Genomic DNA, 26882 nt, shown 5'->3' with positions numbered 1-26882 from the left:
CCACCTATGAATTCCGTTTATTCTAATAATTTTTCAATTTCGTTTACAATTTCCTTTGTAGCATGGGGCTTGGCCAGCCTTACAATATTCCGACCAAGGGTCTCCCTATACTCCTTAGAGTCTACCAACTGGGTAAACGCAGCATCAAAGTCTGACTCCAAATCCTTTTCCTTAATTAAAATGGCCGCATCTTTATCTGCTATAGCCTTTGCATTTTTCGTCTGATGGTCCTCCGCTACATTGGGCGAAGGGATAAACAATACCGGTTTCCCCACAATACTCAACTCGGATACGGCACCTGCTCCCGCTCTGGATATAATTATATCCGCTGCGCTATAAGCAAAATCCATCCTATTTATAAAGGGCAACACCCTTACTGCGTCACTTTCATGTTTTTTATACTCCTCATAATACAGTTTACCGCATTGCCAAATAAGTTGAATTCCCAAACTACTGAACAAGGGCAACTTTTCGGCTATCAATTCATTTATCCTCCGGGCACCTAAGCTTCCTCCCAATACTAATAGGGTCCTTTTACCAGTCTCTAGCTTAAAAAATGGCATTGCCTCCGCAATATCGGCCACCGAAACAAGGTCACTCCTTACAGGATTCCCTGTATTCACAATTTTTGAAGCTGGAAAAAATGCTTCCATCCCTTCATAGGCCACACATATTTTACGGACCTTTCCGGCCAATAGCTTATTGGTAATCCCCGCATAGGAATTCTGCTCCTGTAAAAGGCATGGTATTCCTTTACCAGCAGCCACCCTCAACAGAGGACCACTAGCGAATCCGCCAGTTCCCACTACTACATCGGGTTTAAACCTGTTTACTATTTTAGCCGCTTTTACCAAACTACTTACTACTTTAAACGGAAACATTAAATTTTTCAGGGTTAGTTTCCGCTGTAACCCACTTATCCACAAGCCTTCTATTTTATACCCAGCCTGTGGAACCTTTTCCATTTCCATCCTATCTTCTGCTCCTACGAACAAAAACTCTGCATCGGGATAACGAGCCTTTAACTCATTAGCAATAGCAATTGCCGGGTAAATATGCCCGCCCGTACCTCCTCCGGATAATATAAATCTATAACTGCCCACTTAATACATCCAAAGGGTTATTCTCATCTATTTCTTCGGGCTCCTTGGGGGTTCTTTTGTTGCTTACACTAAGAATTATCCCAATTGCCAAACAGGTCATCCAACTGGAGGTCCCACCACTACTAATCAATGGCAACGTTTGCCCCGTAACCGGAAAAAGCTCTACTGCCACCGCCATATTTATCAAGGCTTGAAAAACAATAGGGAGCCCCACCCCCAAAACCAATAACTTTCCAAAAACTGTGGAGGCACTATTGGAAACCACCACAATCCTAAATAATAACAACATATAAAAGAACATCACCACAAAGCCACCTACCAATCCATACTCCTCTACTATTATGGCATATATAAAATCTGAGGAACTCTGGGGTAAGAAATTCTTCATTACACTCTTACCTGCTCCATTCCCCATAATACCTCCAGTGGCTATGGCAATTTTTGCCCTTTCAATCTGATAATCGGCCTCGGTATCAGCGGGATCTGTAAAGTTCTCTATTCTACTGATCCAAGTGTCCACCCTGTTGGGAAACAGGTCTGGCACCGCCTTGGCAGTAAGGATAAATAGCGTTAACCCTAAAAGTCCAACAACCACCATTCCCACCAAATACTTAAAGGGATATCCTCCCAGAAAACACAATAACAGCACCATGGAAAAAATAATCGCTGCCGTTGAAAAGTTGGCTGGCAAAATCAACATAACCACCAAAAAGACAGGTAGCCAGAGCGGTAAAATGCTTTCCTTAAACGTAATGGTCCTATCTTTAATCTTTGTGAGGTAGCGTGCCACATAAATCATTAAAACTACCGACGCCAGGCTAGAGGTCTGGAAGGTAATTCCCACTATGGGAATAAGGATCCATCTACTAGCATTGGCCCCATCTATCACCGTCCCCTGGGCCATAGTGTAAAGTAATAACACCACCACTATAGGCATCGCAATAATGGATAGTCCCTTAAAAAAATGGGGAGGTATGCGATGCACACCGTAGATGATACCAAACCCCATTAGAATCAGGATGGCATGTTTCACCAAATAACCCATTGCCGTCCCAGTACCAACCACATACACCAAATTACTACTGGCACTGTAGACGGGCAAAAATGAAAATATAGACAAGAGGGCTACCACAGCCCAAATAGCCTTATCTCCATTTATTTTATTTAAGAATCCTACCACAGGTTATAATTTCTTTATTGCTGCTTTAAATTGATTTCCTCTATCCTCATAATTCTCAAACAGGTCAAAACTGGCACAAGCTGGGGACAACAATACCGTATCTCCCCGCTCTGCAATCTTATAGGCCGCTTTTACTGCCTGCTCCATACTAAAGGTCTCTACCATTAGATCTACCACATTGCTAAAGGCATCCTTAATCTTGGCATTATCCTCACCAAGACAAATAATGGCCTTTACCTTTTCTCTCACTAAGGGCATTAATTGCTTATAATCATTGCCCTTATCCACTCCGCCAACGATCCACACCGTGGGGGTCCTCATACTGTCTAATGCATAATAGGTAGCATTTACATTGGTGGCTTTAGAGTCATTTATATATTGCACGTAATGTATTTTAAGCACTTTTTCCAATCGGTGCTCTACCCCCTGAAAAGTCTCGATACTGCGACGTATGGACTCTTTCCTAATACCAATTAAGGTAGCCGCCGAGGTAGCCGCCATGGTATTCTTAACATTGTGCTTTCCTTCCAAGGCTAACGATTTTGTACTCATTTCTACAGTGTTATTTTCTATTTTAATAATAATCTTTTCGTTCTCCATATACGCCCCTTCCCTCAGTGTATTTTCCAAGGAAAAAGGAACCAATTTGGATCGAACTGGGTGTTGTTTCAACCACGATACTATAACTTCATCATCTGCATTGTATATTAAATAATCTTCTTTTGTCTGATACTGCGCTATTTTAAACTTAGACGCTACATAATTTTCAAATTGATAGTTATACCTATCCAAATGATCTGGGGTAATATTGGTGATAATTGCTATATGGGGCTTAAAGTGGACAATATCGTCCAACTGAAAACTGCTTATCTCCAACACATAGTGGTCAAAATTGTTTATTGCCACCATTTTAGCATAACTATCCCCCACATTACCGGCCATTCCCACTTCCAGTCCCGCTTCCTTTAAAATATGATAGGCGAGCATGGTAGTAGTTGTTTTGCCATTACTTCCTGTTATTCCTACAATTTTTGCGTTGGAATATCTAGAGGCAAATTCTATTTCGGATACCACGGATATCCCCGCCTTCCTTACTGCCATCACCATGGGAACGGTATCTGGGATACCGGGACTCTTCATAATCAGATCAGCATTGAAAATCTTAGATTCCGTATGCTTCCCCTCTTCCCAATCGATCTCAAAATGATTAAGAACGTTTTTATACTTTTCTTTGATGCTTCCCTTGTCGGACACAAAGACATCAAAGCCTTCTTTCTTAGCCAATATAGCGGTACCTACACCGCTCTCACCTCCGCCTAATATCACCAACCGCTCCATCTTATCTCAGTTTTAGGGTAACAATAGTCACTACTGCCAAAAGAATACCTACTACCCAAAACCGGGTAACGATCTTACTCTCGTGGTATCCCTTTTTCTGGTAATGGTGGTGTAGCGGGGCCATAAGGAAAATACGCTTCCCTTCTCCCAGTTTTTTCTTGGTATACTTAAAATATCCTACCTGCAACATAACCGAAATGGACTCTGCAAAGAAAATTCCGCACAGCACTGGGATAAGCAGCTCCTTTCTAATGATTATAGCGATTACCGCTATTACCCCCCCAATGGTAAGGCTACCCGTATCTCCCATAAATACTGTGGCCGGATATGCATTATACCATAAAAACCCTACCAAGGCACCAGCAAAGGCAGCAGTAAATACTACCAGCTCCCCCACCCTGGGAATAAACATTATATCCAAGTAATTGGAGAAAATTATATTGCCCGAAATCCAGGTGAACAACATAAGCGTCACCACTATTATAGCCGATGTTCCTGCTGCCAAACCATCTATCCCATCGGTAAGATTTGCCCCGTTAGAAACGGCGGTCACAATAATGATAATGATCGGGATGAATATTAACCACGCATAATCCTTAGCGCCCTCACCCATCCAGGAGATAAAGCTAGCATAGTCCAATTCGTTGTTCTTGAAAAAAGGAACTGTTGTTTTAATGGATTTAATCTCATCCCCCAACTTAGGCACTACCTGCATATTCTCTACGACGGCTACTTGCGCCCTTTCCTTCATGGTGACTTCGGGATGAAAATACAGGGTAACCCCCACGATAAGTCCCAAGACTACCTGGCCCAAGACCTTAAATCTTCCCTTTAATCCTTCCTTATCTCGCTTAAAAATTTTTATATAATCGTCCAAGAAACCTATAGCTCCCATCCATAGCATGGTAACTACCAGTAATTGCACGTAAACATTTCCTAGTTTAGCAAAAAGGAGGATAGGGATTAAGGTTGCCAAAATAATGATGAGCCCTCCCATAGTTGGAGTTCCCGCCTTTTTTTGCTGTCCTTCCAATCCTAGGTCACGAATTGTTTCCCCAATTTGTTTCTTTTGAAGAAATACAATAATCTTTTTTCCATACACCGTTGCGATCAGTAAGGACAACAATACCGCCAGTGAAGCACGAAAGGAGAGGTACTGAAAGAGTCCTGCCCCAATCAGGTCATATTCCTTATCTAAATAATCGAACAAATAATACAACATTCTTTAGTCTGTGTTTTACTGATTTACGGTTATGTTCGTATGGCTTCCCATATTACCTTCTATTATACTTCTTCCTCTTCCCATGCTCTTTCTCCAACCCATTTACAGGGTTATTTTCCCATTTCGATTAAAAACTCCTTTACTATTTTAAAATCATCAAATTCCACCCGAACTCCATTGGTTTCCTGATAGGTCTCGTGTCCCTTGCCCGCAATCAGAATAATATCATTGGCCTTGGCTAACTGACATGCAGTTTTAATAGCCTGCCTCCTATTCTCTATAGACAATACTTTTTTAAAGTTTTGCGCTTCTACCCCTGCTTCCATCTCACTAATAATTTTTGATGGCAATTCCGTTCTAGGGTTATCCGAGGTAAATATTACCGTATTACTAAGGGTACTAGCAATATTCCCCATCACGGGGCGCTTGGTTTTATCCCTATCCCCACCACAACCTACAACGGTAATCACATTCTCATTCCCGGTACGCAGTGCGTTGATGGTTTCCAAGACATTTTTTAATGCATCCGGAGTATGGGCATAATCTACAAATGCAGTAATTCCCTCCTTAGATCGCATATTTTGAAACCTTCCATCTACGCTCCCCAATTCGCTCATTAACCTCAGTATCTCCAACTGCTCCAACCCCAATAACTCTGCGGTGGCATAGATGGCGAGGAGGTTATAGGCGTTAAAGGATCCTATCAATTTAGACCAAAGCTCATGGTCACCTATTTTCAACAACTGTCCATCAAACTGATTTTCCAATATTTGCGCCCTATAATCCGCATAGGATTTTAAGGCATAAGTCACCTTTCTAGCCTTGGTGTTCTGCAACATTACAAGACCGTTCTTATCGTCTATATTGGTAAGGGCAAAGGCCTTTTTGGGAAGGTTGTCAAACAACAACTTCTTTGTATCCCTATAGGCCGAAAAAGTAGCGTGGTAATCCAAGTGGTCATGGGAGAGGTTTGTAAAAACAGCTCCTTGGAACACTAGCCCTTCGGTTCGTTTTTGATGTAATCCGTGCGAACTCACTTCCATAAAACAAAACTCTACCCCTTCTTCGGTCATCAGCTGCAGGTGTTTGTTTATGGTGAGTGCATCCGGTGTGGTAAGGGAGGTTGGATATTCTTTTTCATCGACCATAATTTTTATGGTAGATATAAGCCCTACTTTATACCCAGCTTTTTTAAACAAACGATACAGCAGGCTGCTTACGGTTGTTTTTCCATTGGTACCCGTAACCCCTACTAACTTTAAACTCTTGGAGGGGTTTCCATAATAATTGGACGCCATAATGGACAAGGCCCTATTGGCATCATCCACTTCCACATAGGTTATACCACCAACCATATTGGCTGGGAGCGTCTCACAAACAATGGAATTTGCACCAGCTTCGATAGCCTTATCGATATACTGATGCCCATCTACCAACACCCCCTTAATGGCTACAAAGACATTGCCTGCCTCCACTTTCCTGGAATCAAAGGAAATGGCATTGACTAGCTGCGAGGTAGATCCACTCACTGCAGAAAGTCCCACTCCATATAATATGTCTTTTAGGGATCTCATGATAGTTCCAATATAATTTTATCGACCTTTTTTAGATCGGTTCCTTTTAAAACGGATTGCTTTTTCACCTTTCCGTTGCCTTTAACCTCTACGGTGATTCCCAAATTTTCTAAAAGGGAAATGGCATCCATACCACTCATGCCCTCCACGTTGGGCAACTGACTGTATTTCTTATTTGCGGCGGCGAAAAAGTCCTGATAGGCCTCGTTTAAATTTTCCCCTCCCGCTTCATTTAAATCCACCTCATCTATGATTGGGGAACTGGCATATATCTTTTGCGCTACCGATTTAAAAACCGGTCCCGCTACATCGCCCCCGTAATAACCAACGCTTTTATCAGGCTCGTGAATCACCACAATACAGGAGTATTTTGGTTCATCTGCCGGGAAATATCCCGCAAAGGTGGATATGTACCCAAGCTTATCTGGATCTTTGGAGGAATAGTTCTTTTGAGTGGTTCCCGTCTTCCCCGCCATGGAGAAATTGGGAGAGTATAACCTATGCCCCGTACCATGCTTTTTCTCTACCACATTTTTAAGCAACTGCCTCACCTTGGCGGCGGTCTCTTTAGAACAGATAGATGGGTTAATCACTTCTTTATCAAATTTGATAATGGTCTTATCCCACTCCCTAACTTCTTTGATTAACCTTGGCTTTACCAATTCCCCGTCATTAGCAATAGCATTGTAAAAGGCAAGTGTCTGCAAGGGAGTAAGAGACACCTCATACCCATATGACATCCACGCTAGGGAAACCCCGGACCAACCCTTATCCCCAGGATAACGAATTACTGGCTTTCCTTCCCCTTTAATAGGCATTCCCAATTCCCTGTGAAGGTTCATGTTCATTAAACGGTTTACAAATTTTTCTGGATTGTCTTTATAGTAGTTATTAATAACCTTGGCAAAGGCGGTATTGGAAGACACCTCAAATGCTCTACCCATAGAAATCTTTCCATACCCTCCCCACTTGGAATCCCTTACGGTACGATTATAGACGCGGTACAATCCCTTTTCTGTATCTATTACGGTACTAGTATCAATCACCTTGTCTTCTAGGGCCACCACCATGGACATTAATTTAAAGGTAGATCCTGGTTCGTGCGATTCCCCTATAGCATAGTTTAACCGCTCATAATACTTCCCATCGGAAGTCCTCCCCAAATTAGAAATAGCCTTTACTTCTCCGGTCTCGGTTTCCATAACAATAACACTTCCGTGTGCTGCCTCGTATTTCTCTAACTGCCTTAAAAGAGCGTGATGTGCAATGTCCTGTATATTGATATCTATCGTAGAAACCACGTCATACCCGTCCTTGGGCTCCTTAATATTGTCTAACCCAATGGGTTTCCATTGCCCCTTGGCTATCCTTTGTTTTAGACGCTTTCCCTCTTCCCCTCTTAGATACTCCCCAAAAGCACCTTCCAAGCCCACTCTGGTATAGTAACCGTTCTCGTCTACACGTTCATAACCTACGCTACGCTCGGCAATCTTCCCTAAGGGATGCTCCCGAACAATTTTTTGCTCTATAATTAACCCGCCCTTATAAGGCCCCTTATTAAACAAGGGAAATTTCTTAATGGCCACATAGTCGGAATAATCCAAGTTACGGGCCACCAGCGCATACCTATCATTATTTACCTTCGCCTTACGCAGCAACCGCTGGTAATGGGCAGTGGGTTTCCCCAACAACTTTGCCAAGGAATCTGACAAGGGTTTTATATGCTCCTCAAAATCCTTATCTCTAACCGTAACGGCATCAAATCGGATGGTATACCTAGAAACGGATGTAGCCAACAGACTCCCGTCATCGGAATAGAGATTACCTCTCTTCGGAGCAATGGTAAACACCTTCTCTGTACGGGCCATGGCAAGCTGCTTATACTTATCACCATCTACCATTTGTATACTGACCAGTTTCACCAACACAGCCGCAGCGAACAGGAAAAGGCATCCTGCCACTATATACAATCGGACCAATATGTTTTTCTCCGTTACCGCCACTAATTATCCTTTACGGTTTTAACTTTTATTTTTTTTGGAGGCGTCTCCGATGGAAACAACCCCTTCCCTTCTACAATTTTTAAGATAGTAGACTCTAGCTTCAACTCTTGCATATCCGAACGCACCTCCACAAACTCGCTTCGCAACTCCTTCACTTCCTCATTTAAGGCTGCAATTTTATGCACCTTACTATCGGCATTATGGGAACTCGTAATCATGATGGTGGCCAAAAAAGAAATAAATATGATAAACAGCCAATTCTTGGGCGCACCTCCGCTCACCAAAAACTTACCTTTTAACAAATCCAACAATCCTTTTTTCACTGTTCTTATACCTTATATATTATATACTTCAAAAACCAAATAGAATCCACAATCAGTTTTAGACTGGACAAACCCAACTAAATCCGCTCCGCTATCCTTAGCTTGGCACTTCGTGCCCTATTATTTTCCTTTATCTCTGCCTTAGAGGGAACAATCAATTTACCCACCTTCTTAAACGGCACGTCTATATTCCCATAGAAATCCTTTTCTGGCTCCCCTTCAAAACTACCCGCTCTCACAAATCGCTTCACCAGTCTATCTTCTAAGGAATGATAGCTAATTACACTAAGCCTTCCACCTGCATCCATCACTTCGGGAACCTGCTCTAAGAATTCCTTTATCACTTGGATCTCTTGATTCACCTCTATCCTAATGGCTTGATATATCTGCGCCAATATCTTATGCTCCCTATGCTTGGGTAAAAATGCAGCCAACACTTCTTTCAACTGCGCAGTGGTCTTTATGGGCTCTGTTTCCCTATGTGCCAATATGGCCTTCGCCATTGCATTAGCGTTTCGCAAGTCCCCATAATCGAACAACACTCTCCTTAACTCGTCGTAATCATAGTTATTCACCACCTCATTGGCCGACAGCTTATTGGTTTTGCTCATCCTCATATCCAGATCCGCATCAAAGCGCGTAGAAAACCCCCTCTCTGCCTTGTCGAACTGATGGGAAGAAACCCCAAAATCTGCCAACACCCCATCCACTTTGGTCACGCCGTAAAATTTTAGATATTGTCTTAGGTATCTAAAATTCTGATTTATCAAGAGAAAACGCTCATCTTCAATTGTATTCTGCAGAGCATCCTCATCCTGATCAAAAGCCAATAAACGACCTTTTTCCCCTAAGCGACTAAGGATTTCCCTGGAATGCCCACCTCCACCAAAGGTGACGTCTACATACACCCCATCCGGCTTAATAGCCAGTCCATCAACGGACTCCTTTAACAATACTGCATTATGATAGCTCATAGTCATCTCCTCCCATTACTTCTTCTGCCAAACTCGCAAAATCTTCCACTGTATCTCCCAGCGATTTTTCATAACTCTCTTTATCCCAAATCTCAATAATATCGATAGCAGAACTCAACACCACCTCTTTCTTAATCCCGGCCACCTTCACCAAATCTTTTGGGATCAGCAACCTTCCGGTTGTATCAATTTCCACTACCTTTACCCCAGCTGAAAACAGTCGAATGAAATCGTTGTTTTTTTTCGAAAACCGATTCATTTTTTTCATTTTCTGCATCAAAATATTCCACTCCGCCATAGGGTATAATTCCAGACATGGCTGAAAAACGGATCGCTTAAGGACAAATCCATCCTTAAGCACTGGGGACATTTGATTTTTTAGCGCCACCGGAAGCATCACCCTACCCTTGGTATCTGCCTTACAATCAAATGTTCCGATGAAATTTATCACGAAGTAGCTGGGTTATATATTGACAACTCAAATATATAGAATTTATTACCACATTTTACCACAAAATACCACTTTGTTGATAAAATCCGATATAGCACCTCATTTCGGAGGTGAAACAGGGTGTTTCCCCCGATTGGATTTTTGTTGAAATCACTAAAAAAGTAGGAAAAAAAATAATAATTTGGCTTTTATAAAAATTTGGTCACCTTTGCGTAATGATGAATTGTCTATATTTGCCATCATAAGATTACAAGCATTCGTGCATGGAAAACAAAATAAATAAAGAAGGGAAGTACCGTTACATGGAAGTGGGCGAAGGAACACCAATCATAATTCTTCACGGACTTATGGGCGGACTAAGCAATTTTAATGGGGTAATGGATCACTTTCCAGCTATGGGCTACAAAGTACTTGTTCCCGAACTCCCCATATATGACATGCCCATGCTCAAGACTAACGTCAAGAGCTTCGCAAAGTTTTTAGATGGTTTTATTACCCACAAAGAATTAGAAAACGTTATTCTTTTAGGGAATTCCTTGGGTGGACATATCGGTCTATTATACACCAAACTATACCCGAAAAAGGTAAAGGCCTTAGTCCTTACCGGTAGCTCCGGACTCTATGAAAGTGCCATGGGTGATGGGTATCCAAAAAGGGGGGATTACGAATTTATAAAGAAAAAGGCAGAGGATGTCTTTTACGATCCCGCAGTAGCTACCAAGGAGATTGTTGATGAAGTATATGCAACGGTCAACGACCGTGTGAAATTGGTAAAGACGCTAGCTATTGCCAAGAGCGCTATTAGGCACAATATGTCTAAGGACCTCCCTCATATGCTTACCCCAACCTGTATAATTTGGGGAAGGAACGATCAGGTTACCCCACCTAATGTTGCAGAGGAGTTTGACACTCTCCTCCCCGAATCCGATCTTTTCTGGATAGAAAAATGTGGGCATGCCCCAATGATGGAGCATCCGGAAGAATTTAATAGGATTTTGGAAGCCTGGCTAAAAGAAAGGCAACTCTAATAAAATAAGTTTCGCAAATAATTTTTCAGGCCCCACCGTTGATTTGCGGAAGATATAACCTAAAAACTGAACACCTATGAAAATAAAGTCGGCCGACTTTGTTATGAGCAATTCCAATGTATCCAATTGTCCAAAGGACCCGATACCTGAATACGCTTTTATAGGACGTTCCAACGTTGGCAAATCGTCCCTTATCAATATGCTTACGCAGCGAAAGGGATTGGCCAAAACTTCGGGCAGGCCCGGTAAGACCCAATTGATCAATCATTTTAAAATCAATGAGAATTGGTTCTTAGTAGATTTACCTGGATATGGCTACGCACGTGTCTCCAAAAAGGACAAAAAAACCTTTCAGAAATACATTACCGACTACTTTTTGGAGCGCATACAATTGGTTTGCGCCTTTGTTTTGATCGACATTAGACACGAACCCCAAAAAGTAGACCTTGAGTTTATGGAATGGATGGGCGAAAATCAGATCCCGTTTTGCATAATTTTCACCAAGGCCGATAAGCTACGCCCCAAAGCCATTGAGAATCACGTAAACAACTACATCCACAAATTACTAGAAGGAATCTGGGAAGAAGCGCCACAATACTTTGTAACCTCCTCCGCCAGTGGACTAGGCCAAGAAGAGCTCCTAGACTACATAGACTCGTTAAACGAAAGCTTTTTTAAAGCCACACTTTAGGAGATACTTTTTTTTCAATCCTAACATTACCTCTCAAATCAACAAGGGCTAGCCATTATAAATGAAACCTAAAGCCTAAGGCTTCCTTGCTTCAAACCCCAAGCTCCTGGATTGCTTGAATAAGCCCCTCCTGATCTTTTAGGGCGTTTATAGCCGCTGCATTTAAAAACATTTGGAGTTTTCCATGGACCAACTCAAAGATAACAGGGAACTTTACCTCCCCTTCTTGGGTATTTCCATACTTTTTAAGAAACTGGTCCTTATACAGGAATTGCATTGTTAAACCAGATTCCTCCCTAAACTTTTTCCAACGCTTTTTCTCCGTAAAGGCACCGTGCGTTATGGCACAAAGGGAACAAGCATACGTCTTCGGATCAAGAATCTTATGGGCCCCATCCATTAACGAATTTCCCAGTCCAGATTTGGCATTGTACACAAACACTAAGTGTTTACTTGTTGTTGCAGCCATAGCGCCCTTGTTAAACCTATAGAATAATTAGTCGGGACAGGTGAATAGAACTTTCATTTATACAAAAAAAATAAGGGGCCTACTTTAAGCCCCTTATAATATCTGGTTATTTCTTCAACTCCAATTTCTCCGCAAAATAATCGCAGAAATCTTTCATAGTTGCCGTCATTTTTTCATCCTGCGTTGCCCTGTAAAAGGTATTAGACAAGGACACTAAGGTTTGATGAAAGAAAACGCGCATCTCGTCTACCGGCATATCTTTGGTCCATAAATCAATCTTTAAGGACTCTTGATTCTTACTATCCCATACAGACAATAAGATTGCTTTTGCCTCCTCCTTGGAGACGCCTCCATCCTCTGCGGACCACATTAGCTTTTCCGGAACCCGGTTTTCATCTAAAGTAATTTCTAAATTAATTTCCGATGTATGTAATTTTGACATGCTTGTATGTTAATATAATTTCAATAATAAAACCTAATTCAATTTCCTGGGCTTATATCTAGACTTTCTAAATAATTCCTCCCCTGGCAAGACTAACATCTCCTGCAGCCCAACCTCATTATTATCCATAAACGCCTTTACAATCTGCCAGCCAATATACCGACCTATCCTACCAGGCGACTCGTTATCCAATTCCAATTGAAATTTGGAAAAAGGAGCTGGATCCAGAAATCTGGGTCCCAATTTATTATCTGTACTATACAAAAGTTCTCGCTCTATAAAGTACCTCCAAATCTGCTCTTCATTTGCAGCTGCCCACTCCAATTGCTCCGCACGGTATCCCAGCACCACCTCCTCTGAGGCCAACGGCAACAACGTACTCTTTAAATAAAGCTCCTTTCCGTAGTAGACCATCCAAGAAAGCAATGACCTTTCCGTAGGGGTGGGAATCACTTTTTTAGCGAAGGCACTTGCCACATTGGCCTCCAAGTATTTTTTATCCAGGCCTTGAGCTATATATTTTGGGATTACGCTATAGAATTCGTGGGAGGGCCCTAGATAATTATCCAGACCAATTAACAATAGGCTATCTGTTAAAATCACCCTGTTATTGTAATCCACATCCGAAGTTACCGTAACCACCTTAGGCAATGGACTTTTGGGATAATAGTATTTTATATGCTTAAATAGGTTTTCCAACCTCTCCTTTTCCTTATCAAAATCAGGAAAAGTCAACTGAACCTCCTCCAATAGTGCCAACTGAAGGCTATCCTGAACTTTAGCCACCCAAACACTGTCTGGATATTTTTCCGGGAATAGATAGGGGTATTTTTCCTTCAATTGAGGAATACCGCTTGGCGTTACCTGAGCAAACTCCTTATCAAATCTGGAAACCTCCATTTCCACCGTTATTTTTGAAATTTCCTCAGCCGTTTTATCAATCTCCCCACAACCGTAGAAAGCTATCATTAACAGACTTAAGAGCCATTTAGCGCTGTGCATTCTCAACAAAATATGATAATGTTTTATATTCTAGTCCTTAGGTATTATTTTTACTGTGCAAAGTTAAGTTTTTAAAATCATATAAACCCTTTAGATGCAAACCGAAAAAGTTATAGACCATATTGTTGACTGGTTAAAAGATTACGCCGAAAAGGCACAGATGAAGGGATTTACCATCGGTATATCCGGCGGCATAGATTCTGCCGTAACGAGCACCTTATGTGCTAAGACCGGATTGGAACTACTTTGCTTGGAGATGCCTATTCATCAAATGGCAAATCAGGAAGAGCGCGCAACTAACCATATTAATTGGCTAAAAGACAACTTCCAAAATGTTAGAAGCAATACTATTAACCTCACACCGGTTTTTGACAGCTTTGTAGAAAGTGTCCCCAGCGTAGACAAGGAGGAAGATAGATTTATGTCCTTAGCCAATACCCGGGCGCGTTTACGAATGACCACCCTGTACTATTTTGCGGCCTTAGACAAACTCCTGGTTGCAGGTACCGGTAACAAAATAGAAGATTTTGGTGTAGGGTTTTACACCAAATACGGTGATGGCGGGGTAGACCTAAGTCCTATTGCGGATCTCTTAAAATCTGAGGTCTACGAAATAGCGAATGTACTGGGCATAATCCCAGAAATTATACAGGCGGCACCTACGGACGGACTTTGGGGCGACGATAGAACAGACGAAGATCAACTGGGAGCTACCTACCCTGAATTGGAGTGGGCCATGGAGATGTTTGAAAATGGAAAGACTGAATCCGATTTTATTGACAGAGAAAAGGAAATTTTCCGTATCTTTAATAGCCTAAATAAGGCGAACAGGCATAAAATGGTTCCAATCCCCGTTTGTGAAATTCCAAATGAGCTAAAAACGGCATCTCACCTAAGAACCAAGTAATTAAATCGAATATACAGAGTAAAACTTTTGATTTCTATTTAAAAGCAAGAGCTTTGTGTAAGAACTAGGATTGTTTAATCTTACAATACGTGTCAGCAATCAAAGACGCAGTTGTGAAAATTGGCATCTACAAAACCATCTAAAATGATTAAAATTTTAATTGCAGACAATCATCCCGTTGTAAGAGTGGGTATTAAACAGGTTTTAGAGCCCACTTCCGATATTCAAGTGATAGGCGATGTTGCAACCACCTCGGAACTTTTCAACTATTTAGAAAACAGTTCCCCAGACATTATACTTTTGGAGATGGACATCCCTACCATTAATGGTATTGCAACGCTAAGAAAAATAAAAAAGGAATACCCTGGCATAAGGGTTTTGATTTACAGCGGCCAGTCTGAAGACGTTTACGCCCTAAGTACTATCCGTGCAGGCGCCTTTGGTTACCTTTCCAAATCCTCTGACCTAGAGTACTTGGTAAGCGCCATTAGAAAGGTAAGTGAGGGTAACATGTTCATCACCAACGAACTAGCCCAGCGCCTCGCATTTGATGAGGGCACCCAAAAGCCAAGGAGATTCTTTAGAAAACTATCCTCAAGAGAGGTAGAGGTTCTTAAGCTATTGGCTAGCGGAAAACGCAACAAAGAGGTTGCACAAGACCTTAGCTTGAACGAGAAAACTGTAAGCACCTACAAAGCACGATTGATGCGTAAACTAAACGTAGACAATCTTGTAGATTTATTACAGCAGGCAAAGGCCTTGGAACTGTACTAACACCTAAGGGCAGGGTTCAATTGAAGAAGGGGTTCAACTCACAAAAAGTTAAACCCACTACTATCGTATTATACAAACCTCTGGGAATAGTGTATATCTTTATGAAAAAACCCTGTTCAATTTTTTATTGAGGAGCACATTCAACTGAATATAATTCATTATTTCCTCTAATGTCTCCACTGTTTCAGAGGGGTTTTCCTCTGTACTCTCTTGTAGGGAAGCTATACGTTTTTTAATCAGATAACACCTTAAGGTTAATATGGTTTCACTCACCAATTGCGCCACTCCAACTTCCTTTTCCTTCGGATAAATCTCCTTGCGATCCCATTGATGTAAAGAATACTTCTCCTCTTCCATTAATATGGAGGAAATTTCCGATGCCAACTCCTGATTTAAGTTAGCCATAAACGATGTAATGGAAAAATCTTCCTTTTCATTCATTTCCTCTATGAGCTTGTAATAAATATTACGAAATTGCTCATTCGCCAATTCCACCTCATCATCCTGTAAGTCCAGGTATATTTTCTCGAACACTTTTGCATCAATCGATTCGGGCTCCAATTCCAAATCTCCCTGCTCATTTTCCTTTAAGACCAGATCTTCAAACTCGGCCTCCATAGTTCCATAAAGCAGCAAGATTTCTATAATCTTTCGCTCCAACTCGTACTGAACATCCAATTTCTTTTGCGGCTCGGCTTTAACCACATCAAAGGTAGGTGGCTGTTGCTTCACTTTTCTCTGTGCATCTGCCGAATCTTTTTTCCCAATTTGCGCCAGTGTATTAAAAAGTACCGCTTCGGAAACCTTCATAATCTGGGAGCACTCCTGGATATAGATTTCCTTTTTAATCCTATCTGGGATTTTAGAAATACTATTTACGATATCCCGTACCGTATCTGCCCTTTTAATAGGGTCATTGGCTGCCTCGTTTACTAAAAGGGAAGCCTTGTACTGTATAAAATCTTTGGAATGTTTTTGGAGATACGCCACTACCGCTTCATACTCATTGTTTTTGGAGAAACTATCCGGATCTTCTCCCGCCGGAAATGAACATACTTTTACGTTCATACCCTGCTCCAAAATAAGGTCTATCCCCTTAAGGGACGCCCTTTGCCCTGCTGCATCCCCATCAAACAACACCGTAATATTCTTGGTTAACCTGTTAATCAGTCTAATTTGATCTGGAGTTAGGGCAGTTCCACTAGATGCCACTACATTGTGCACTCCGCGTTGGTGCATCTGTATTACATCCGTATATCCTTCTACCAAATAGCAATTGTCTTCTTTGGCTATTGCCTGCTTAGCATAATAAATACCGTATAGCACCCTACTCTTATGGTAGATATCACTTTCTGGGGAGTTTAAATATTTAGCCGCTCTCTTTTCGTTGGTCAATATACGTCCACCAAACCCCAAGACCCGTCCACTCATACTATGGATTGGAAAGAGCACCCTTCCTTTAAAGCGGTCAAAAGTTCTTTTATTATTGGGGTTCGCAGGATCTTCCTTCACTATGGTGAGTCCCGTTTTCTCTAGGTACTCTAACTGATACCCCTTGTCCAATGCAGCTTTAGTAAAGCCATCCCACTGATCTAGGCAGTAGCCCAACTCAAACTTTTTGATGGTCTCGTCCGTAAAGCCCCTTTCTTTAAAATAGCTTAATCCAATAGCCTTGCCCTGCTCCCTCTCCCACAAAATTTCAGAAAAATAATCCTTGGCATATTCCGAAACGAGATACATGCTTTCCCGCTCATTTAACTTCTCCTTGTCCTCATCGGTCTGTAGGGTTTCCTCTACTTCTATATTGTACTTTTTGGCAAGGTATTTAATGGCTTCCGGATAGGTAAAATGTTCGTGCTCCATTAAGAATGCCACTACATTCCCCCCTTTGCCACTACTAAAATCTTTCCAGATCTGTTTTACGGGAGAAACCATAAAACTAGGGGTACGCTCATCACTAAACGGACTGAGCCCTTTAAAGTTGGTGCCCGATTTTTTTAGTTGCACAAACTCACCTATCACCTCCTCTACCCTGGAGGCCTCATATACTTGATCTATAGTAGCTTTTGAAATCAATTTACCGTGTTTTTTACAATGGCTAAAGATACTATTTCAAAAAGAGGAAAACCATTCATTTCCTTCCCAAAATGCGTAACTTTATCCACCTATTTAAAACTAATAAGAAATAGTCAATGATTTTATTTTTGGGTACCAAGCCGGGAAAAACATTCACTAAAACGGTTCCGCACATTGCTTGCCCTTATTGCGAACAAAAGAATACGCTCACTGCGGTGACCAGCAGCATCTATTTCCACCTTTTTTGGATCTCGCTCTTTAAGATCAGCACCTCCACAATTATTAGCTGTTCCCATTGCAAGAAAACCTATTATGAGGACGAATTTACCGAGGTACTACAGCAACAAGGGGTTAGCCAGGACACTATCCGTTTGGCTCTTAAAAACGAATCCTAAGTACATAAATTACATCCTACAATAGAGACACAATAATCCATTGATCCAGATCTAGGAATAGTTCCCTGGAAATGATGCCCTGCCTTTATTTGCTTTAAGAGGAAAGATGATTTTTATACCCCGTCAAAAAGAAGGTCGAAAGATATTTTGTATTATTTTTTTCGATCTACCACATAATTCACCATCATGATCAGTGAATTTTTATAGTCCGAATCGGGATAAGGCTCCAAAAGGGCAAGTGCTTCTTCCTTATATGCCAGCATTTTCTTAACGGCATATTCCAAGCCCCCGTTTTCCTTTACAAAAGCGATTACCTGTTTCACCCGCTTTTTGTTCTTATTGTGATTCTTAACGGAGTTGATTAACCACTTCCTATCTTCCTTGCTACAGTTGTTAAGCACATAAATTAAAGGAAGCGTCATTTTCTGCTCTTTAATATCGATCCCGGTAGGTTTCCCTATGCGCTCGTCCCCGTAATCAAACAAGTCGTCCTTAATCTGAAAGGCCATACCAATAAGCTCTCCAAATTTCCTAAAGATTTCTACATCCTCAGAATCGGGCTTTACGGAGCAGGCCCCCAAGCTACAACAAGCAGCAATCAAGGTAGCTGTCTTTTGCCTGATAATCTCGTAATAAACTTCTTCGGTAATATCTAGGCGTCTTGCCTTTTCTATCTGCAACAACTCCCCTTCGCTCATTTCGCGAACGGCAACGGAAATAATCCGCAGCAAGTCGAAATCCCCATTATCTATAGAAAGCAACAATCCTTTGGAAAGGAGGTAATCTCCCACTAGTACGGCAATTTTGTTCTTCCAAAGGGCATTTATGGAGAAAAAGCCCCTTCGCTTGTTACTATCGTCCACCACATCGTCGTGAACCAAAGTAGCGGTATGGATTAATTCTATGACTGCCGCCCCTCTATAGGTCCTATCATTCACCTGTCCCTGGTTAAGCATTTTGGCAGTTAGAAACACGAACATAGGCCGCATTTGCTTACCCTTACGGTTAACGATATAATAGGTAATCCTATTTAGCAACGCCACATTAGAGGACATGGATTCGTAGAACTTTTTTTCAAAAAGCTCCATTTCCATATTTATCGGCTCCTTTATCTGGGATACAATTTTTAACGGGTAGATAGGACTATATTTTGATTGGTGATTCTGTGGCGCAAAATTAGGCAAAAAAAATAGTAAAAGATAGTCCTTTTTTAATATAAGATCAATCTTTTGAATTTAAGGCTTCGCAGAAAAACAAACCTTATAAAATACAGAACAAGAAGAAACCCCCTTTATGATTTATTGGCCAATTGCCCACAGGCGGCATCAATATCCTTCCCTCGCGACCTACGAACCGTTACGGTAATTCCATTTCTTTCCAAGGTATTCACGTACCTATCAATGGCGTCGTTACTGGCCTGTTTAAATTGACCATCGTCAATAGGGTTGTATTCTATTAGGTTTACCTTGGAAGGTGCAAATCCGCAGAATTCCACCAAGGCATTCACATCCTTTTGCTTATCGTTAATCCCTTCCCAAACCACATACTCATAGGTGATTCTACTCTTGGTTTTCTGATACCAGTACTCCAGGGCCTCTCTAAGATCGGCTAGGGTAAAGGTGGCATTAAAGGGCATAATAGAGGTCCTAACCTCATCTATTGCCGAATGCAGGGATACGGCAAGGTTAAACTTCACTCCCTCATCGGCCATTTTACGGATCATTTTGGGAACCCCGGAGGTAGAGACCGTAATCCTCTTGGGCGACATCCCTAAGCCTTCGGGGGAAGTAATCTTATCTATGGCCTTTAGAACGTTATTATAGTTCATTAAAGGCTCTCCCATCCCCATAAAAACAATATTGGTCAAAGGCCTATCAAAATACAACCTACTCTCATTATCAATAGCCACTACCTGATCGTAAATTTCATCCGGATTTAGATTTCGCATCCGCTTAAGTCGCGCAGTAGCACAGAATTTACAATCCAAGCTGCAACCAACCTGACTAGATACACAGGCGGTAGTTCTTGTTTTGGTGGGAATAAGGACCGATTCTACCACCAGGTCATCGTGCAGGCGAACGGCATTCTTTATAGTGCCATCACTACTGCGCTGCATCTGATCTACCTTGATGTGGTTGATCACAAAATTATCCTTCAACATCTGCCTAGTTTCTTTGGAGAGGTTGGTCATATCCTCAAAACTATGGGCCGATTTCTGCCAGAGCCATTCATAAACCTGATTGCCTCTAAAGGGTTGATCCCCTTGGGAAATAAAAAATTCCCTGAGTTGATCTTTGGTAAACGCTCTTATGTCCTTTTTCTTCTTAGCTAATTCCACGGCACAAAGGTAATTGATTAAACAAAAAAATCCCGCCAATCCAGAATAATCTGCATTTGTACGGGATTTTCAAATTATTTTTTCCTACTTATATGATCAGCATGGCATCTCCATAAGAATAAAACTTATAGCCTTCCATGATCGCCTCCTTATAGGCCTTCTTCATTAGATCGTGCCCCATAAAGGCCGATACCATCATCAATAGGGTTGATTTTGGTAAGTGAAAATTGGTCACCATAGCATTTGCGATACTAAATTCGTAAGGAGGGAAAACAAATTTATTGGTCCACCCATTAAACGTATTCAGCGTTTGCTGTGTAGAAACCGCACTTTCCAAGCCACGCATGGCTGTGGTACCTACGGCACACACCCTACGTTTTTCTCGCTTGGCGTTGTTTACTATCTCCGTAGCCTTCTCGTCTATTACCAGCTCTTCGCTATCCATCTTATGCTTGGAAAGGTCTTCTACCTCCACAGGGTTAAAAGTTCCCAGTCCTACGTGAAGGGTAAGCTCAGCAAAATCTATCCCTTTAATTTCCAATCTTTTTAATAAGTGCTTGGAAAAATGCAGCCCTGCAGTAGGTGCCGCAACGGCTCCTTCATGCTTGGCATAAATAGTTTGGTAGCGCTTAGCATCCTCAGGCTCTACCACTCTTTTAATATATTTTGGCAAAGGAGTTTCCCCCAATTCCTTTAATTTTCTTCTAAAATCGTAATAAGAGCCATCGTAAAGGAATCTCAATGTTCTACCTCTAGAGGTGGTATTATCGATTACCTCTGCTACCAAAGATTCATCCTCTCCAAAATACAATTTATTACCAATTCGTATTTTACGGGCAGGATCTACCAAAACATCCCATAGTCTTTGCTCCTCATTTAATTCGCGCAATAGAAATACTTCTATTCTAGCTCCGGTCTTTTCCTTATTCCCGTACAACCTTGCTGGAAATACCTTGGTGTTGTTGAGCACCATAACATCGCCCTCATCAAAATAATCAATTAGGTCTTTAAATAGTTTGTGTTCTATTTTACCAGTTTCCCTGTGTACTACCATTAATTTGGACTCGTCCCGGTTCTCTGCAGGGTACTCCGCCAATAATTCCGGTGGAAGCTCAAAATTGAAGTGCGATAATTTCATTTAGTATTTACCTTATTTAAAGTTAAACTTTTGCGGCTGCAAATATACGATGTTGACATAGGGGTTGTCAAGTAAATTGGCATTTAAATCATAATTAGCTAATTTCTACTGGAAAATTTAAACTTTCCATATCCTTCCAAAAATCTGGATACGATTTAGAAACTACCCCCGCATCATTGATAAACAGGTCGGTTTTTAGTGCCAAGGGGGCAAAAGCCATTGCCATTCTATGGTCATTATAGGTATCTATCGCGATATCTTTATTTATCTGACTAGAAGGCTCCAAGGTTAACGTCTTGTCCGTTACCGAGATAGGGGCACCCAATTTTCCCAATTCCGTCTTTAAGGCCTCTAGCCTATCCGTTTCTTTTATTTTAAGCGTATGCAAGCCCGTTAAGTGACATCCAATTCCGAGGCCAAAGCAGCTCACAACAATGGTTTGTGCAATATCTGGCGCATTCACAAGATCTATCTCAATCTTCTTATCGCTTACTGCTGCGGTTTTACGCAATACAACTTCGTGCTCCCCGAAAACGGTTACCACACCAAAATCCTTATAAATTTCGGCGAGGACACTATCTCCCTGCAGGCTGTCTTTGCGATAAGAGGATAGGGTAATTTCCGACCCCACGTCTGAAAGCGACACAATACTATAAAAATAGGAGGCAGAACTCCAATCGGACTCCACTACTTGCGTAGCGGCTTCAACCGATTTTTGGGGCAGCACCTTAATGGTATTGCCTTCAAAAGAACTTTCCACGCCTATCTGGGCAAGTAGTCCTAAAGTCATTTTAATGTAGGGCACTGAAGTAATTTTCCCTACCAGTTCTAATTCTAACCCATTTTCCAGGCTAGGTGCTACCAATAACAACGCAGAGATATACTGACTACTCACATTGGCAGGCAAGCTCACCTTGCTTTTGGTCAGCTTCTGCCCTTTAATTTTAATAGGGGGATACCCCTCATTATTTTCATAATGGATAGTTGCTCCCAATTCCTTTAGGGCGTCCACCAGAATTTTTATAGGTCGTTCCGTCATCCGTTTAGAACCTGTGAGCACCACCTCCTTGTTTTCCTGAGTGGCAAAATAAGCTGTTAAAAAGCGCATTGCCGTACCGGCATGATGGATGTCTACAGTGCCATTAGCTATAGCAAGACCTTTCTGCATTACCTCGGCATCGTCCGAGTTGGAAAGGTTCTCTATAGCAATAGTGGGATAAAGTGCCTGCAGAAGCAAGAGCCTGTTGGATTCACTCTTAGATCCGGTTATTTTTATTTTAGCTTTTAACAAAGAGCTGGGCGGGGCAGATAGATATACTTTCAAAATATTCGGGATTTATAATAATAGTATTGATTTTCTTTATTTTTTGGTGATGCCCAAAAAACGCAAGCTACAAATATACTATTATTTCAGCTTTTTATTGCTGTGATGACGATCGTGATCCCTAGTTGCTTTTAAGTCCAGTTTTTTATCAAAAGACTCCTGTAGGTTGATGCCGGTTTGGTTGGCCAAGCATAGCACCACAAAAAGCACATCTGCCAATTCCTCCCCTAGATCTTTATCTTTATCCGATTCCTTTTCACTTTGCTCTCCATAGCGCCTAGCAATAATACGTGCCACCTCCCCTACCTCCTCGGTAAGTTGAGCCATATTGGTAAGCTCATTAAAGTATCGTACCCCGTGGGCTTTTATCCATTCATCTACCGCTAACTGCGCGTCTTTTATGTTCATTATTTCGATTTTTTTGACAAAACTGTAATTCCGTTACTCCTTCACATCTATTACAACCGGAGTAATAACCTATTCTCTGTTCTTTGTATCAATTTGTATAGTAACGGGTCCATCATTGATCATGGCCACTTGCATGTCTGCACCAAAAACGCCTGTTCCTACTTTTTTCCCAATTTCCTTTTCCATTTGGGCTACAAATTGCTCGTATAATGGGATGGCAGTATCGGGTTTGGCCGCCTTGAGATAACTGGGCCTATTTCCTTTTTTAGTAGCGGCATGAAGGGTAAACTGACTCACCACAATTACATTGCCCTCTTGCTGTAGTAAGGATTCGTTCATTACTCCTTCACTATCGTTAAATATCCGAAGGTTGGCTATCTTTCTGCAAAGCCATGCGATATCTTCTTCCCCATCTGCTTCCTCTATCCCCAAAAGCACCAAAACCCCCTTAGAAATCTCTGAAATTACCTCACCTTCCACAGTTACACTCGCCTGGGAAACTCTCTGTATTACTGCTCTCATTATTTTTCTCCGTAAATATCCGTTCTGTAATTCTCCTCTTCCCCATCTATCATCTGCACATAACTCTTATACCTACTCCACGCCACCTTATCCTGATCCAGCGCCTCTTTTACAGCGCATTGTGGCTCATCTATGTGCAGGCAATTATTAAACCTACATTCACTCTTCAACTCAAAGAATTCGGGAAAATAATCCCCAATTTCCTCTGGCTCCATATCTACGATCCCAAATCCTTTAATACCTGGGGTATCAATTATTCTAGCCCCAATATTAAGGTCAAACATTTCTGCAAAGGTAGTAGTGTGCTGCCCTTGCAAATGCTGACTGGAAATATCCTTGGTCTTTAAATTCAGCTCTGGTTCAATAGCATTGACCAAAGTAGATTTTCCCACGCCAGAATGACCAGAGAACATGCTGGTTTTGCCCAGCATCAATTCTTTTACTTTGTCTACATTTTTCCCGCTTGCTGCCGAAATCCCAATACAGGTATAGCCTATTTCCCTGTAAAGGGCAGCCAAGTACCTAATCTCATCCAGTTCTTCCGAACTGTAAGTGTCAATTTTATTGAATAGTAATATTGTGGGAATGTTATAGGCCTCTGCCGTTACTAAAAAGCGATCAATAAAATTGGTGAAAGTAGTAGGGTTGTTTAGGGTCACGATCAAAAATACTTGATCCAGGTTAGAGGCAATGATATGGGTCTGCTTGGATAGATTGACCGATTTCCTAATAATATAATTCTTCCGGTCCTGTATTTCCGTAATAACGCCCTGTGCCTCCTCGGAAGAAGGGTCTTCGTCAAAAGTTACTTTATCGCCTACAGCTATAGGATTAGTACTCTTTATTCCCTTTAAACGGAATCTTCCCTTGATCCTACAGTTATAAAATACGCCTTCCTCCGATTTAACGGTGTACCAACTTCCAGTAGATTTATAAACGGTTCCCTTCATGTATTCATTCGTCTTTTATTTTACAAAGAAACAACTTTAGTTTCACAAAACCAGCTGTTACAGTGTAACGATCAACCTCTTAAACCCTACACCCTCACACTTTATTCAATTTCTACTACTTTACTAGCTACCCTCCTAGTATCCAAGGAGCTTACATAGGACAAGACTAGCAGAAAACATGTACCGCTCACCACTAAATTTCCAACCCTCCCCTTAAAAATACGAAGGTCGAAAAATTCCAAAAAATTGGAATTTTTCGGCCTCTACTTCATTGCTATCACGGACTGGCAATTAGCCATTAGATAATAACTAGTCCCTACCGATGACCTTCACTCTCCCTCCGGCAAAACTATTCTGGTTTATTTCCTTGGGATTACCGTAGAGCACTACATTCCCCCCAATCCTCATATTGATATCCGCCTTCTCCGAGGCATATACTTCGGCTTCCCCAGCAACAGTAATTCTTACGGTTGCCTCTTCACTTTTCAAGGACTTACCTTCAAAAACACCCCCTGTGCCCAGTACTACCTCCAGTTTTTCTGTGGCTCCAGAAGCCTCTACAATTCCTCCTGTAATGGACCTAGAGCGGACCTCCTGCACGGCCAATTCCACATGGATTGTGGCACCTTCCTGAGCATTAAGTCGGACTGCCTCTTGCGACAAGGGCTCCACTACCCGTATCTTGGCCCCTTGGTTTGCATCTATCAAATCAAGCTCCTTATAATACACCTCTACAAAGGTATTTTCTCCACGGAATTTTTTATTGAAGGCCATTTTCAACCTTAGCGTTCCGTTTTTATTAATAATCTGAACCTCCTCTGCGTGTTCTCCCTTTATTACCACCTTGCTTTCCTCAGCCTTGAGTAGGCTCACCTCAATTAAGTCGTACACCTTCACCTCATTGAAGTCGCCCACCGCCCTTTCTACTTTCTGCTGGGCCAGCATGGAATAGGAACCCAACAAGGTGCAGATTGCTACTATAATTTTCGTTTTCATATTGTTTTTATTTATCCACCGAAGCTTTTAATCCCTACGATGTGGTTCTTTTGTTATGTATAATTTCACCAGACACCCCTCACTTATCACCCTTTCACAGCGCAAAACAATTCACAAAAAAACCCGCGTAAGGCGGGTTTTTTTTGAATAAAACTGCTTTTATCGCCTTATGAATTAATAATTCGCTCCTGGTGATTAATAGACTCCTGGTGGATGGCCTTGAACATTTTAAGAATAAATTCTTCGCTCAATCCTCTAGCTTCCCCTTCCAAGATCATATTCCCCAAAATGGCATTCCATCGGTTGCTTTGTAATACAGCCACGTTCTTTTGCTTCTTCAATTCCCCGATGCTATCCGAAATCTTCATTCTCTTTCCAAGAATATCGATTACCTGATTATCAATAACATCTATCTGGGCCCTTAGGTTGCTTAAACTGTTTTTGTATTCCATCTCCTCGTTGGTTTCCTTTCTCATCTTAAGATCCCTCATCATTTGAACCAAGGTAGCTGGTGTCACTTGCTGAGCAGCATCACTCCAAGCATTATCCGGATCGTAGTGGGTTTCTATCATCAATCCATCAAAGTTAAGGTCCAAGGCTGTTTGAGAAACATCAAAAACCATATCTCTTTTCCCAGTAATATGGGAAGGATCATTAATTATAGGAAGGTCTGGGAACCTAGTCTGCAGTTCAATCGCCATTTGCCACTCTGGGATATTTCTGTACTTGGTTTTCTCATAGGTAGAGAACCCTCTGTGGATTACCCCTAAATTCTTAATATTGGCAGAATGCAATCTCTCTACAGCCCCCAACCACAAGGCTAAATCCGGGTTTACTGGGTTTTTAATCAATACCACCTTATCCGTGCCTTCCAATGCATCTGCAATTTCCTGAACGATAAATGGACTTACGGTTGATCTGGCTCCTACCCATAGCATATCTATATCGTGCTCTAAAGCCAACTCTACATGTGCTTTATTAGCCACTTCGGTAGCCGTTTTCAATCCGGTTTCTGCCTTTACCTTCTGCAACCATTTTAGACCTAATGCCCCAACCCCTTCAAACATACCAGGTCTGGTTCTTGGCTTCCAGATTCCGGCTCTAAAGTAATTTACATCGGTATCCTTTAACTCATTTGCAATTCGCATTACCTGCTCTTCCGTCTCCGCACTACATGGTCCGGCAATCACTAATGGGTGGTCCAATTTCATATCGTCCAACCATGCTCTCATTTGTTTTGAATTTTCCATTTCT

The 26882-nt window shown here is 41.6% G+C and carries 27 protein-coding genes; 5 read left to right on the top strand and 22 right to left on the bottom strand.

Annotated features, from left to right (window positions below; genetic code table 11):
- Positions 1 to 17: 17 nt before the first annotated feature.
- The 9 genes from murG to mraZ form a co-directional block, all read right to left on the bottom strand.
- Entirely contained in the window at positions 18 to 1103 is a 1086-nt protein-coding gene (murG, locus tag BV214_RS00610; protein WP_086475537.1) for an undecaprenyldiphospho-muramoylpentapeptide beta-N-acetylglucosaminyltransferase, read from the bottom strand.
- On the bottom strand, positions 1090 to 2283 hold the full coding sequence (locus tag BV214_RS00605; protein WP_086475536.1) for an FtsW/RodA/SpoVE family cell cycle protein: 1194 nt from the start codon (positions 2281 to 2283) through the stop codon (positions 1090 to 1092). Before BV214_RS00605 ends, murG begins: the two co-directional genes overlap by 14 nt.
- A 3-nt stretch (positions 2284 to 2286) precedes the next feature.
- Complete coding sequence (gene murD / locus BV214_RS00600; RefSeq protein ID WP_086475535.1) at positions 2287 to 3621, bottom strand: UDP-N-acetylmuramoyl-L-alanine--D-glutamate ligase; 1335 nt, start codon at positions 3619 to 3621, stop codon at positions 2287 to 2289.
- 1 nt (position 3622) lies between these two features.
- Complete coding sequence (mraY, locus tag BV214_RS00595; RefSeq protein WP_086475534.1) at positions 3623 to 4843, bottom strand: phospho-N-acetylmuramoyl-pentapeptide-transferase; 1221 nt, start codon at positions 4841 to 4843, stop codon at positions 3623 to 3625.
- A 110-nt stretch (positions 4844 to 4953) separates the two neighbouring features.
- Positions 4954 to 6417, bottom strand: a complete 1464-nt coding sequence (locus BV214_RS00590; protein WP_086475533.1) for a UDP-N-acetylmuramoyl-L-alanyl-D-glutamate--2,6-diaminopimelate ligase — start codon at positions 6415 to 6417, stop codon at positions 4954 to 4956.
- Complete coding sequence (locus BV214_RS00585) at positions 6414 to 8420, bottom strand: penicillin-binding protein (protein ID WP_086475532.1); 2007 nt, start codon at positions 8418 to 8420, stop codon at positions 6414 to 6416. The genes BV214_RS00590 and BV214_RS00585 overlap by 4 nt, the downstream gene beginning before the upstream one ends.
- Positions 8420 to 8743 (bottom strand): FtsL-like putative cell division protein, encoded by a 324-nt coding sequence (locus BV214_RS00580; protein ID WP_086475531.1) that lies wholly within the window; start codon positions 8741 to 8743, stop codon positions 8420 to 8422. The genes BV214_RS00585 and BV214_RS00580 overlap by 1 nt, the downstream gene beginning before the upstream one ends.
- Positions 8744 to 8820: 77 nt before the next feature.
- Positions 8821 to 9717, bottom strand: coding sequence for a 16S rRNA (cytosine(1402)-N(4))-methyltransferase RsmH (rsmH, locus tag BV214_RS00575; protein WP_086475551.1), 897 nt, complete (start codon positions 9715 to 9717; stop codon positions 8821 to 8823).
- Entirely contained in the window at positions 9704 to 10168 is a 465-nt protein-coding gene (gene mraZ, locus BV214_RS00570) for a division/cell wall cluster transcriptional repressor MraZ (protein ID WP_086475530.1), read from the bottom strand. The genes rsmH and mraZ overlap by 14 nt, the downstream gene beginning before the upstream one ends.
- Positions 10169 to 10431: 263 nt before the next feature.
- Here mraZ and BV214_RS00565 point away from each other — a divergent pair, with 263 nt between their 5' ends.
- Both BV214_RS00565 and yihA read left to right on the top strand, forming a co-directional pair.
- On the top strand, positions 10432 to 11196 hold the full coding sequence (locus BV214_RS00565) for an alpha/beta fold hydrolase (RefSeq protein WP_086475529.1): 765 nt from the start codon (positions 10432 to 10434) through the stop codon (positions 11194 to 11196).
- 76 nt (positions 11197 to 11272) lie between these two features.
- On the top strand, positions 11273 to 11887 hold the full coding sequence (gene yihA / locus BV214_RS00560; RefSeq protein ID WP_086475528.1) for a ribosome biogenesis GTP-binding protein YihA/YsxC: 615 nt from the start codon (positions 11273 to 11275) through the stop codon (positions 11885 to 11887).
- 91 nt (positions 11888 to 11978) lie between these two features.
- Here yihA and BV214_RS00555 read toward each other — a convergent pair whose 3' ends face one another.
- The 3 genes from BV214_RS00555 to gldB form a co-directional block, all read right to left on the bottom strand.
- On the bottom strand, positions 11979 to 12356 hold the full coding sequence (locus BV214_RS00555) for a hypothetical protein (RefSeq protein WP_086475527.1): 378 nt from the start codon (positions 12354 to 12356) through the stop codon (positions 11979 to 11981).
- Between the two features lie 106 nt (positions 12357 to 12462).
- Complete coding sequence (gene gldC / locus BV214_RS00550) at positions 12463 to 12798, bottom strand: gliding motility protein GldC (RefSeq protein WP_086475526.1); 336 nt, start codon at positions 12796 to 12798, stop codon at positions 12463 to 12465.
- A 33-nt stretch (positions 12799 to 12831) separates the two neighbouring features.
- A complete protein-coding gene (gene gldB, locus BV214_RS00545) occupies positions 12832 to 13800 on the bottom strand; it encodes a gliding motility lipoprotein GldB (RefSeq protein WP_449371713.1) in 969 nt (322 codons plus the stop codon).
- Positions 13801 to 13894: 94 nt separating this feature from the next.
- Here gldB and nadE point away from each other — a divergent pair, with 94 nt between their 5' ends.
- Positions 13895 to 14707 carry an NAD(+) synthase gene (gene nadE, locus BV214_RS00540; RefSeq protein WP_086475524.1) on the top strand — a complete coding sequence of 271 codons (813 nt, stop codon included), beginning with the start codon at positions 13895 to 13897 and terminating at the stop codon, positions 14705 to 14707.
- Positions 14708 to 14851: 144 nt separating this feature from the next.
- Positions 14852 to 15481 (top strand): response regulator, encoded by a 630-nt coding sequence (locus BV214_RS00535; RefSeq protein WP_086475523.1) that lies wholly within the window; start codon positions 14852 to 14854, stop codon positions 15479 to 15481.
- A 99-nt stretch (positions 15482 to 15580) separates the two neighbouring features.
- Here the strand turns inward: BV214_RS00535 and dnaG are convergent, their stop codons facing one another.
- Complete coding sequence (dnaG, locus tag BV214_RS00530; RefSeq protein ID WP_086475522.1) at positions 15581 to 17557, bottom strand: DNA primase; 1977 nt, start codon at positions 17555 to 17557, stop codon at positions 15581 to 15583.
- A gap of 116 nt (positions 17558 to 17673) precedes the next feature.
- Between dnaG and BV214_RS00525 the strand changes: the two genes are divergently transcribed.
- Positions 17674 to 17952, top strand: coding sequence for a zinc-ribbon domain-containing protein (locus tag BV214_RS00525; RefSeq protein WP_086475521.1), 279 nt, complete (start codon positions 17674 to 17676; stop codon positions 17950 to 17952).
- A 152-nt stretch (positions 17953 to 18104) separates the two neighbouring features.
- Here BV214_RS00525 and BV214_RS00520 read toward each other — a convergent pair whose 3' ends face one another.
- The 9 genes from BV214_RS00520 to BV214_RS00480 form a co-directional block, all read right to left on the bottom strand.
- Positions 18105 to 19040 (bottom strand): polyprenyl synthetase family protein, encoded by a 936-nt coding sequence (locus tag BV214_RS00520; protein ID WP_223883401.1) that lies wholly within the window; start codon positions 19038 to 19040, stop codon positions 18105 to 18107.
- Between the two features lie 203 nt (positions 19041 to 19243).
- Complete coding sequence (gene rlmN, locus BV214_RS00515) at positions 19244 to 20290, bottom strand: 23S rRNA (adenine(2503)-C(2))-methyltransferase RlmN (protein ID WP_086475550.1); 1047 nt, start codon at positions 20288 to 20290, stop codon at positions 19244 to 19246.
- An 88-nt stretch (positions 20291 to 20378) separates the two neighbouring features.
- Positions 20379 to 21428: a tRNA preQ1(34) S-adenosylmethionine ribosyltransferase-isomerase QueA gene (gene queA / locus BV214_RS00510; protein ID WP_086475519.1), complete on the bottom strand. Its 1050-nt coding sequence runs from the start codon at positions 21426 to 21428 to the stop codon at positions 20379 to 20381.
- A gap of 94 nt (positions 21429 to 21522) precedes the next feature.
- Positions 21523 to 22752 (bottom strand): 3-phosphoshikimate 1-carboxyvinyltransferase, encoded by a 1230-nt coding sequence (locus BV214_RS00505; protein WP_086475518.1) that lies wholly within the window; start codon positions 22750 to 22752, stop codon positions 21523 to 21525.
- A gap of 81 nt (positions 22753 to 22833) precedes the next feature.
- A complete protein-coding gene (locus BV214_RS00500; protein ID WP_086475517.1) occupies positions 22834 to 23160 on the bottom strand; it encodes a nucleotide pyrophosphohydrolase in 327 nt (108 codons plus the stop codon).
- 69 nt (positions 23161 to 23229) lie between these two features.
- Positions 23230 to 23682 carry a D-aminoacyl-tRNA deacylase gene (dtd, locus tag BV214_RS00495; protein ID WP_086475516.1) on the bottom strand — a complete coding sequence of 151 codons (453 nt, stop codon included), beginning with the start codon at positions 23680 to 23682 and terminating at the stop codon, positions 23230 to 23232.
- Complete coding sequence (gene rsgA, locus BV214_RS00490; protein WP_086475515.1) at positions 23682 to 24632, bottom strand: ribosome small subunit-dependent GTPase A; 951 nt, start codon at positions 24630 to 24632, stop codon at positions 23682 to 23684. The genes dtd and rsgA overlap by 1 nt, the downstream gene beginning before the upstream one ends.
- A 309-nt stretch (positions 24633 to 24941) precedes the next feature.
- Positions 24942 to 25628 (bottom strand): head GIN domain-containing protein, encoded by a 687-nt coding sequence (locus tag BV214_RS00485; RefSeq protein ID WP_086475514.1) that lies wholly within the window; start codon positions 25626 to 25628, stop codon positions 24942 to 24944.
- Between the two features lie 167 nt (positions 25629 to 25795).
- Positions 25796 to 26878 (bottom strand): bifunctional 3-deoxy-7-phosphoheptulonate synthase/chorismate mutase type II, encoded by a 1083-nt coding sequence (locus BV214_RS00480; protein WP_086475513.1) that lies wholly within the window; start codon positions 26876 to 26878, stop codon positions 25796 to 25798.
- Positions 26879 to 26882 lie beyond the last annotated feature (4 nt).

It is taken from the genome of Arenibacter amylolyticus (assembly GCF_002150785.1).
Taxonomy (GTDB): Bacteria; Bacteroidota; Bacteroidia; order Flavobacteriales; family Flavobacteriaceae; genus Arenibacter; species Arenibacter amylolyticus.
The sequence above is the reverse complement of the archived record's forward strand: the minus strand, read 5'-3'. Positions and strand labels throughout refer to the sequence as shown.

Excerpts from the sequence above, each read along its gene's own strand:
- murD (WP_086475535.1), bottom strand. The coding sequence starts at position 3,621 with ATGGAGCGGTTGGTGATATTAGGCGGAGGTGAGAGCGGTGTAGGTACC.
- rsmH (WP_086475551.1), bottom strand. The coding sequence starts at position 9,717 with ATGAGCTATCATAATGCAGTATTGTTAAAGGAGTCCGTTGATGGACTG.
- BV214_RS00565 (WP_086475529.1), top strand. The coding sequence starts at position 10,432 with ATGGAAAACAAAATAAATAAAGAAGGGAAGTACCGTTACATGGAAGTG.
- mraY (WP_086475534.1), bottom strand. The coding sequence starts at position 4,843 with ATGTTGTATTATTTGTTCGATTATTTAGATAAGGAATATGACCTGATT.
- BV214_RS00500 (WP_086475517.1), bottom strand. The coding sequence starts at position 23,160 with ATGAACATAAAAGACGCGCAGTTAGCGGTAGATGAATGGATAAAAGCC.
- nadE (WP_086475524.1), top strand. The coding sequence starts at position 13,895 with ATGCAAACCGAAAAAGTTATAGACCATATTGTTGACTGGTTAAAAGAT.
- BV214_RS00525 (WP_086475521.1), top strand. The coding sequence starts at position 17,674 with ATGATTTTATTTTTGGGTACCAAGCCGGGAAAAACATTCACTAAAACG.
- BV214_RS00535 (WP_086475523.1), top strand. The coding sequence starts at position 14,852 with ATGATTAAAATTTTAATTGCAGACAATCATCCCGTTGTAAGAGTGGGT.
- BV214_RS00590 (WP_086475533.1), bottom strand. The coding sequence starts at position 6,417 with ATGAGATCCCTAAAAGACATATTATATGGAGTGGGACTTTCTGCAGTG.
- dtd (WP_086475516.1), bottom strand. The coding sequence starts at position 23,682 with ATGAGAGCAGTAATACAGAGAGTTTCCCAGGCGAGTGTAACTGTGGAA.
- gldB (WP_449371713.1), bottom strand. The coding sequence starts at position 13,800 with ATGCACAGCGCTAAATGGCTCTTAAGTCTGTTAATGATAGCTTTCTAC.
- queA (WP_086475519.1), bottom strand. The coding sequence starts at position 21,428 with ATGAAATTATCGCACTTCAATTTTGAGCTTCCACCGGAATTATTGGCG.
- BV214_RS00555 (WP_086475527.1), bottom strand. The coding sequence starts at position 12,356 with ATGGCTGCAACAACAAGTAAACACTTAGTGTTTGTGTACAATGCCAAA.
- BV214_RS00520 (WP_223883401.1), bottom strand. The coding sequence starts at position 19,040 with ATGGAGCTTTTTGAAAAAAAGTTCTACGAATCCATGTCCTCTAATGTG.
- yihA (WP_086475528.1), top strand. The coding sequence starts at position 11,273 with ATGAAAATAAAGTCGGCCGACTTTGTTATGAGCAATTCCAATGTATCC.
- BV214_RS00485 (WP_086475514.1), bottom strand. The coding sequence starts at position 25,628 with ATGAAAACGAAAATTATAGTAGCAATCTGCACCTTGTTGGGTTCCTAT.
- BV214_RS00480 (WP_086475513.1), bottom strand. The coding sequence starts at position 26,878 with ATGGAAAATTCAAAACAAATGAGAGCATGGTTGGACGATATGAAATTG.
- rsgA (WP_086475515.1), bottom strand. The coding sequence starts at position 24,632 with ATGAAGGGAACCGTTTATAAATCTACTGGAAGTTGGTACACCGTTAAA.
- gldC (WP_086475526.1), bottom strand. The coding sequence starts at position 12,798 with ATGTCAAAATTACATACATCGGAAATTAATTTAGAAATTACTTTAGAT.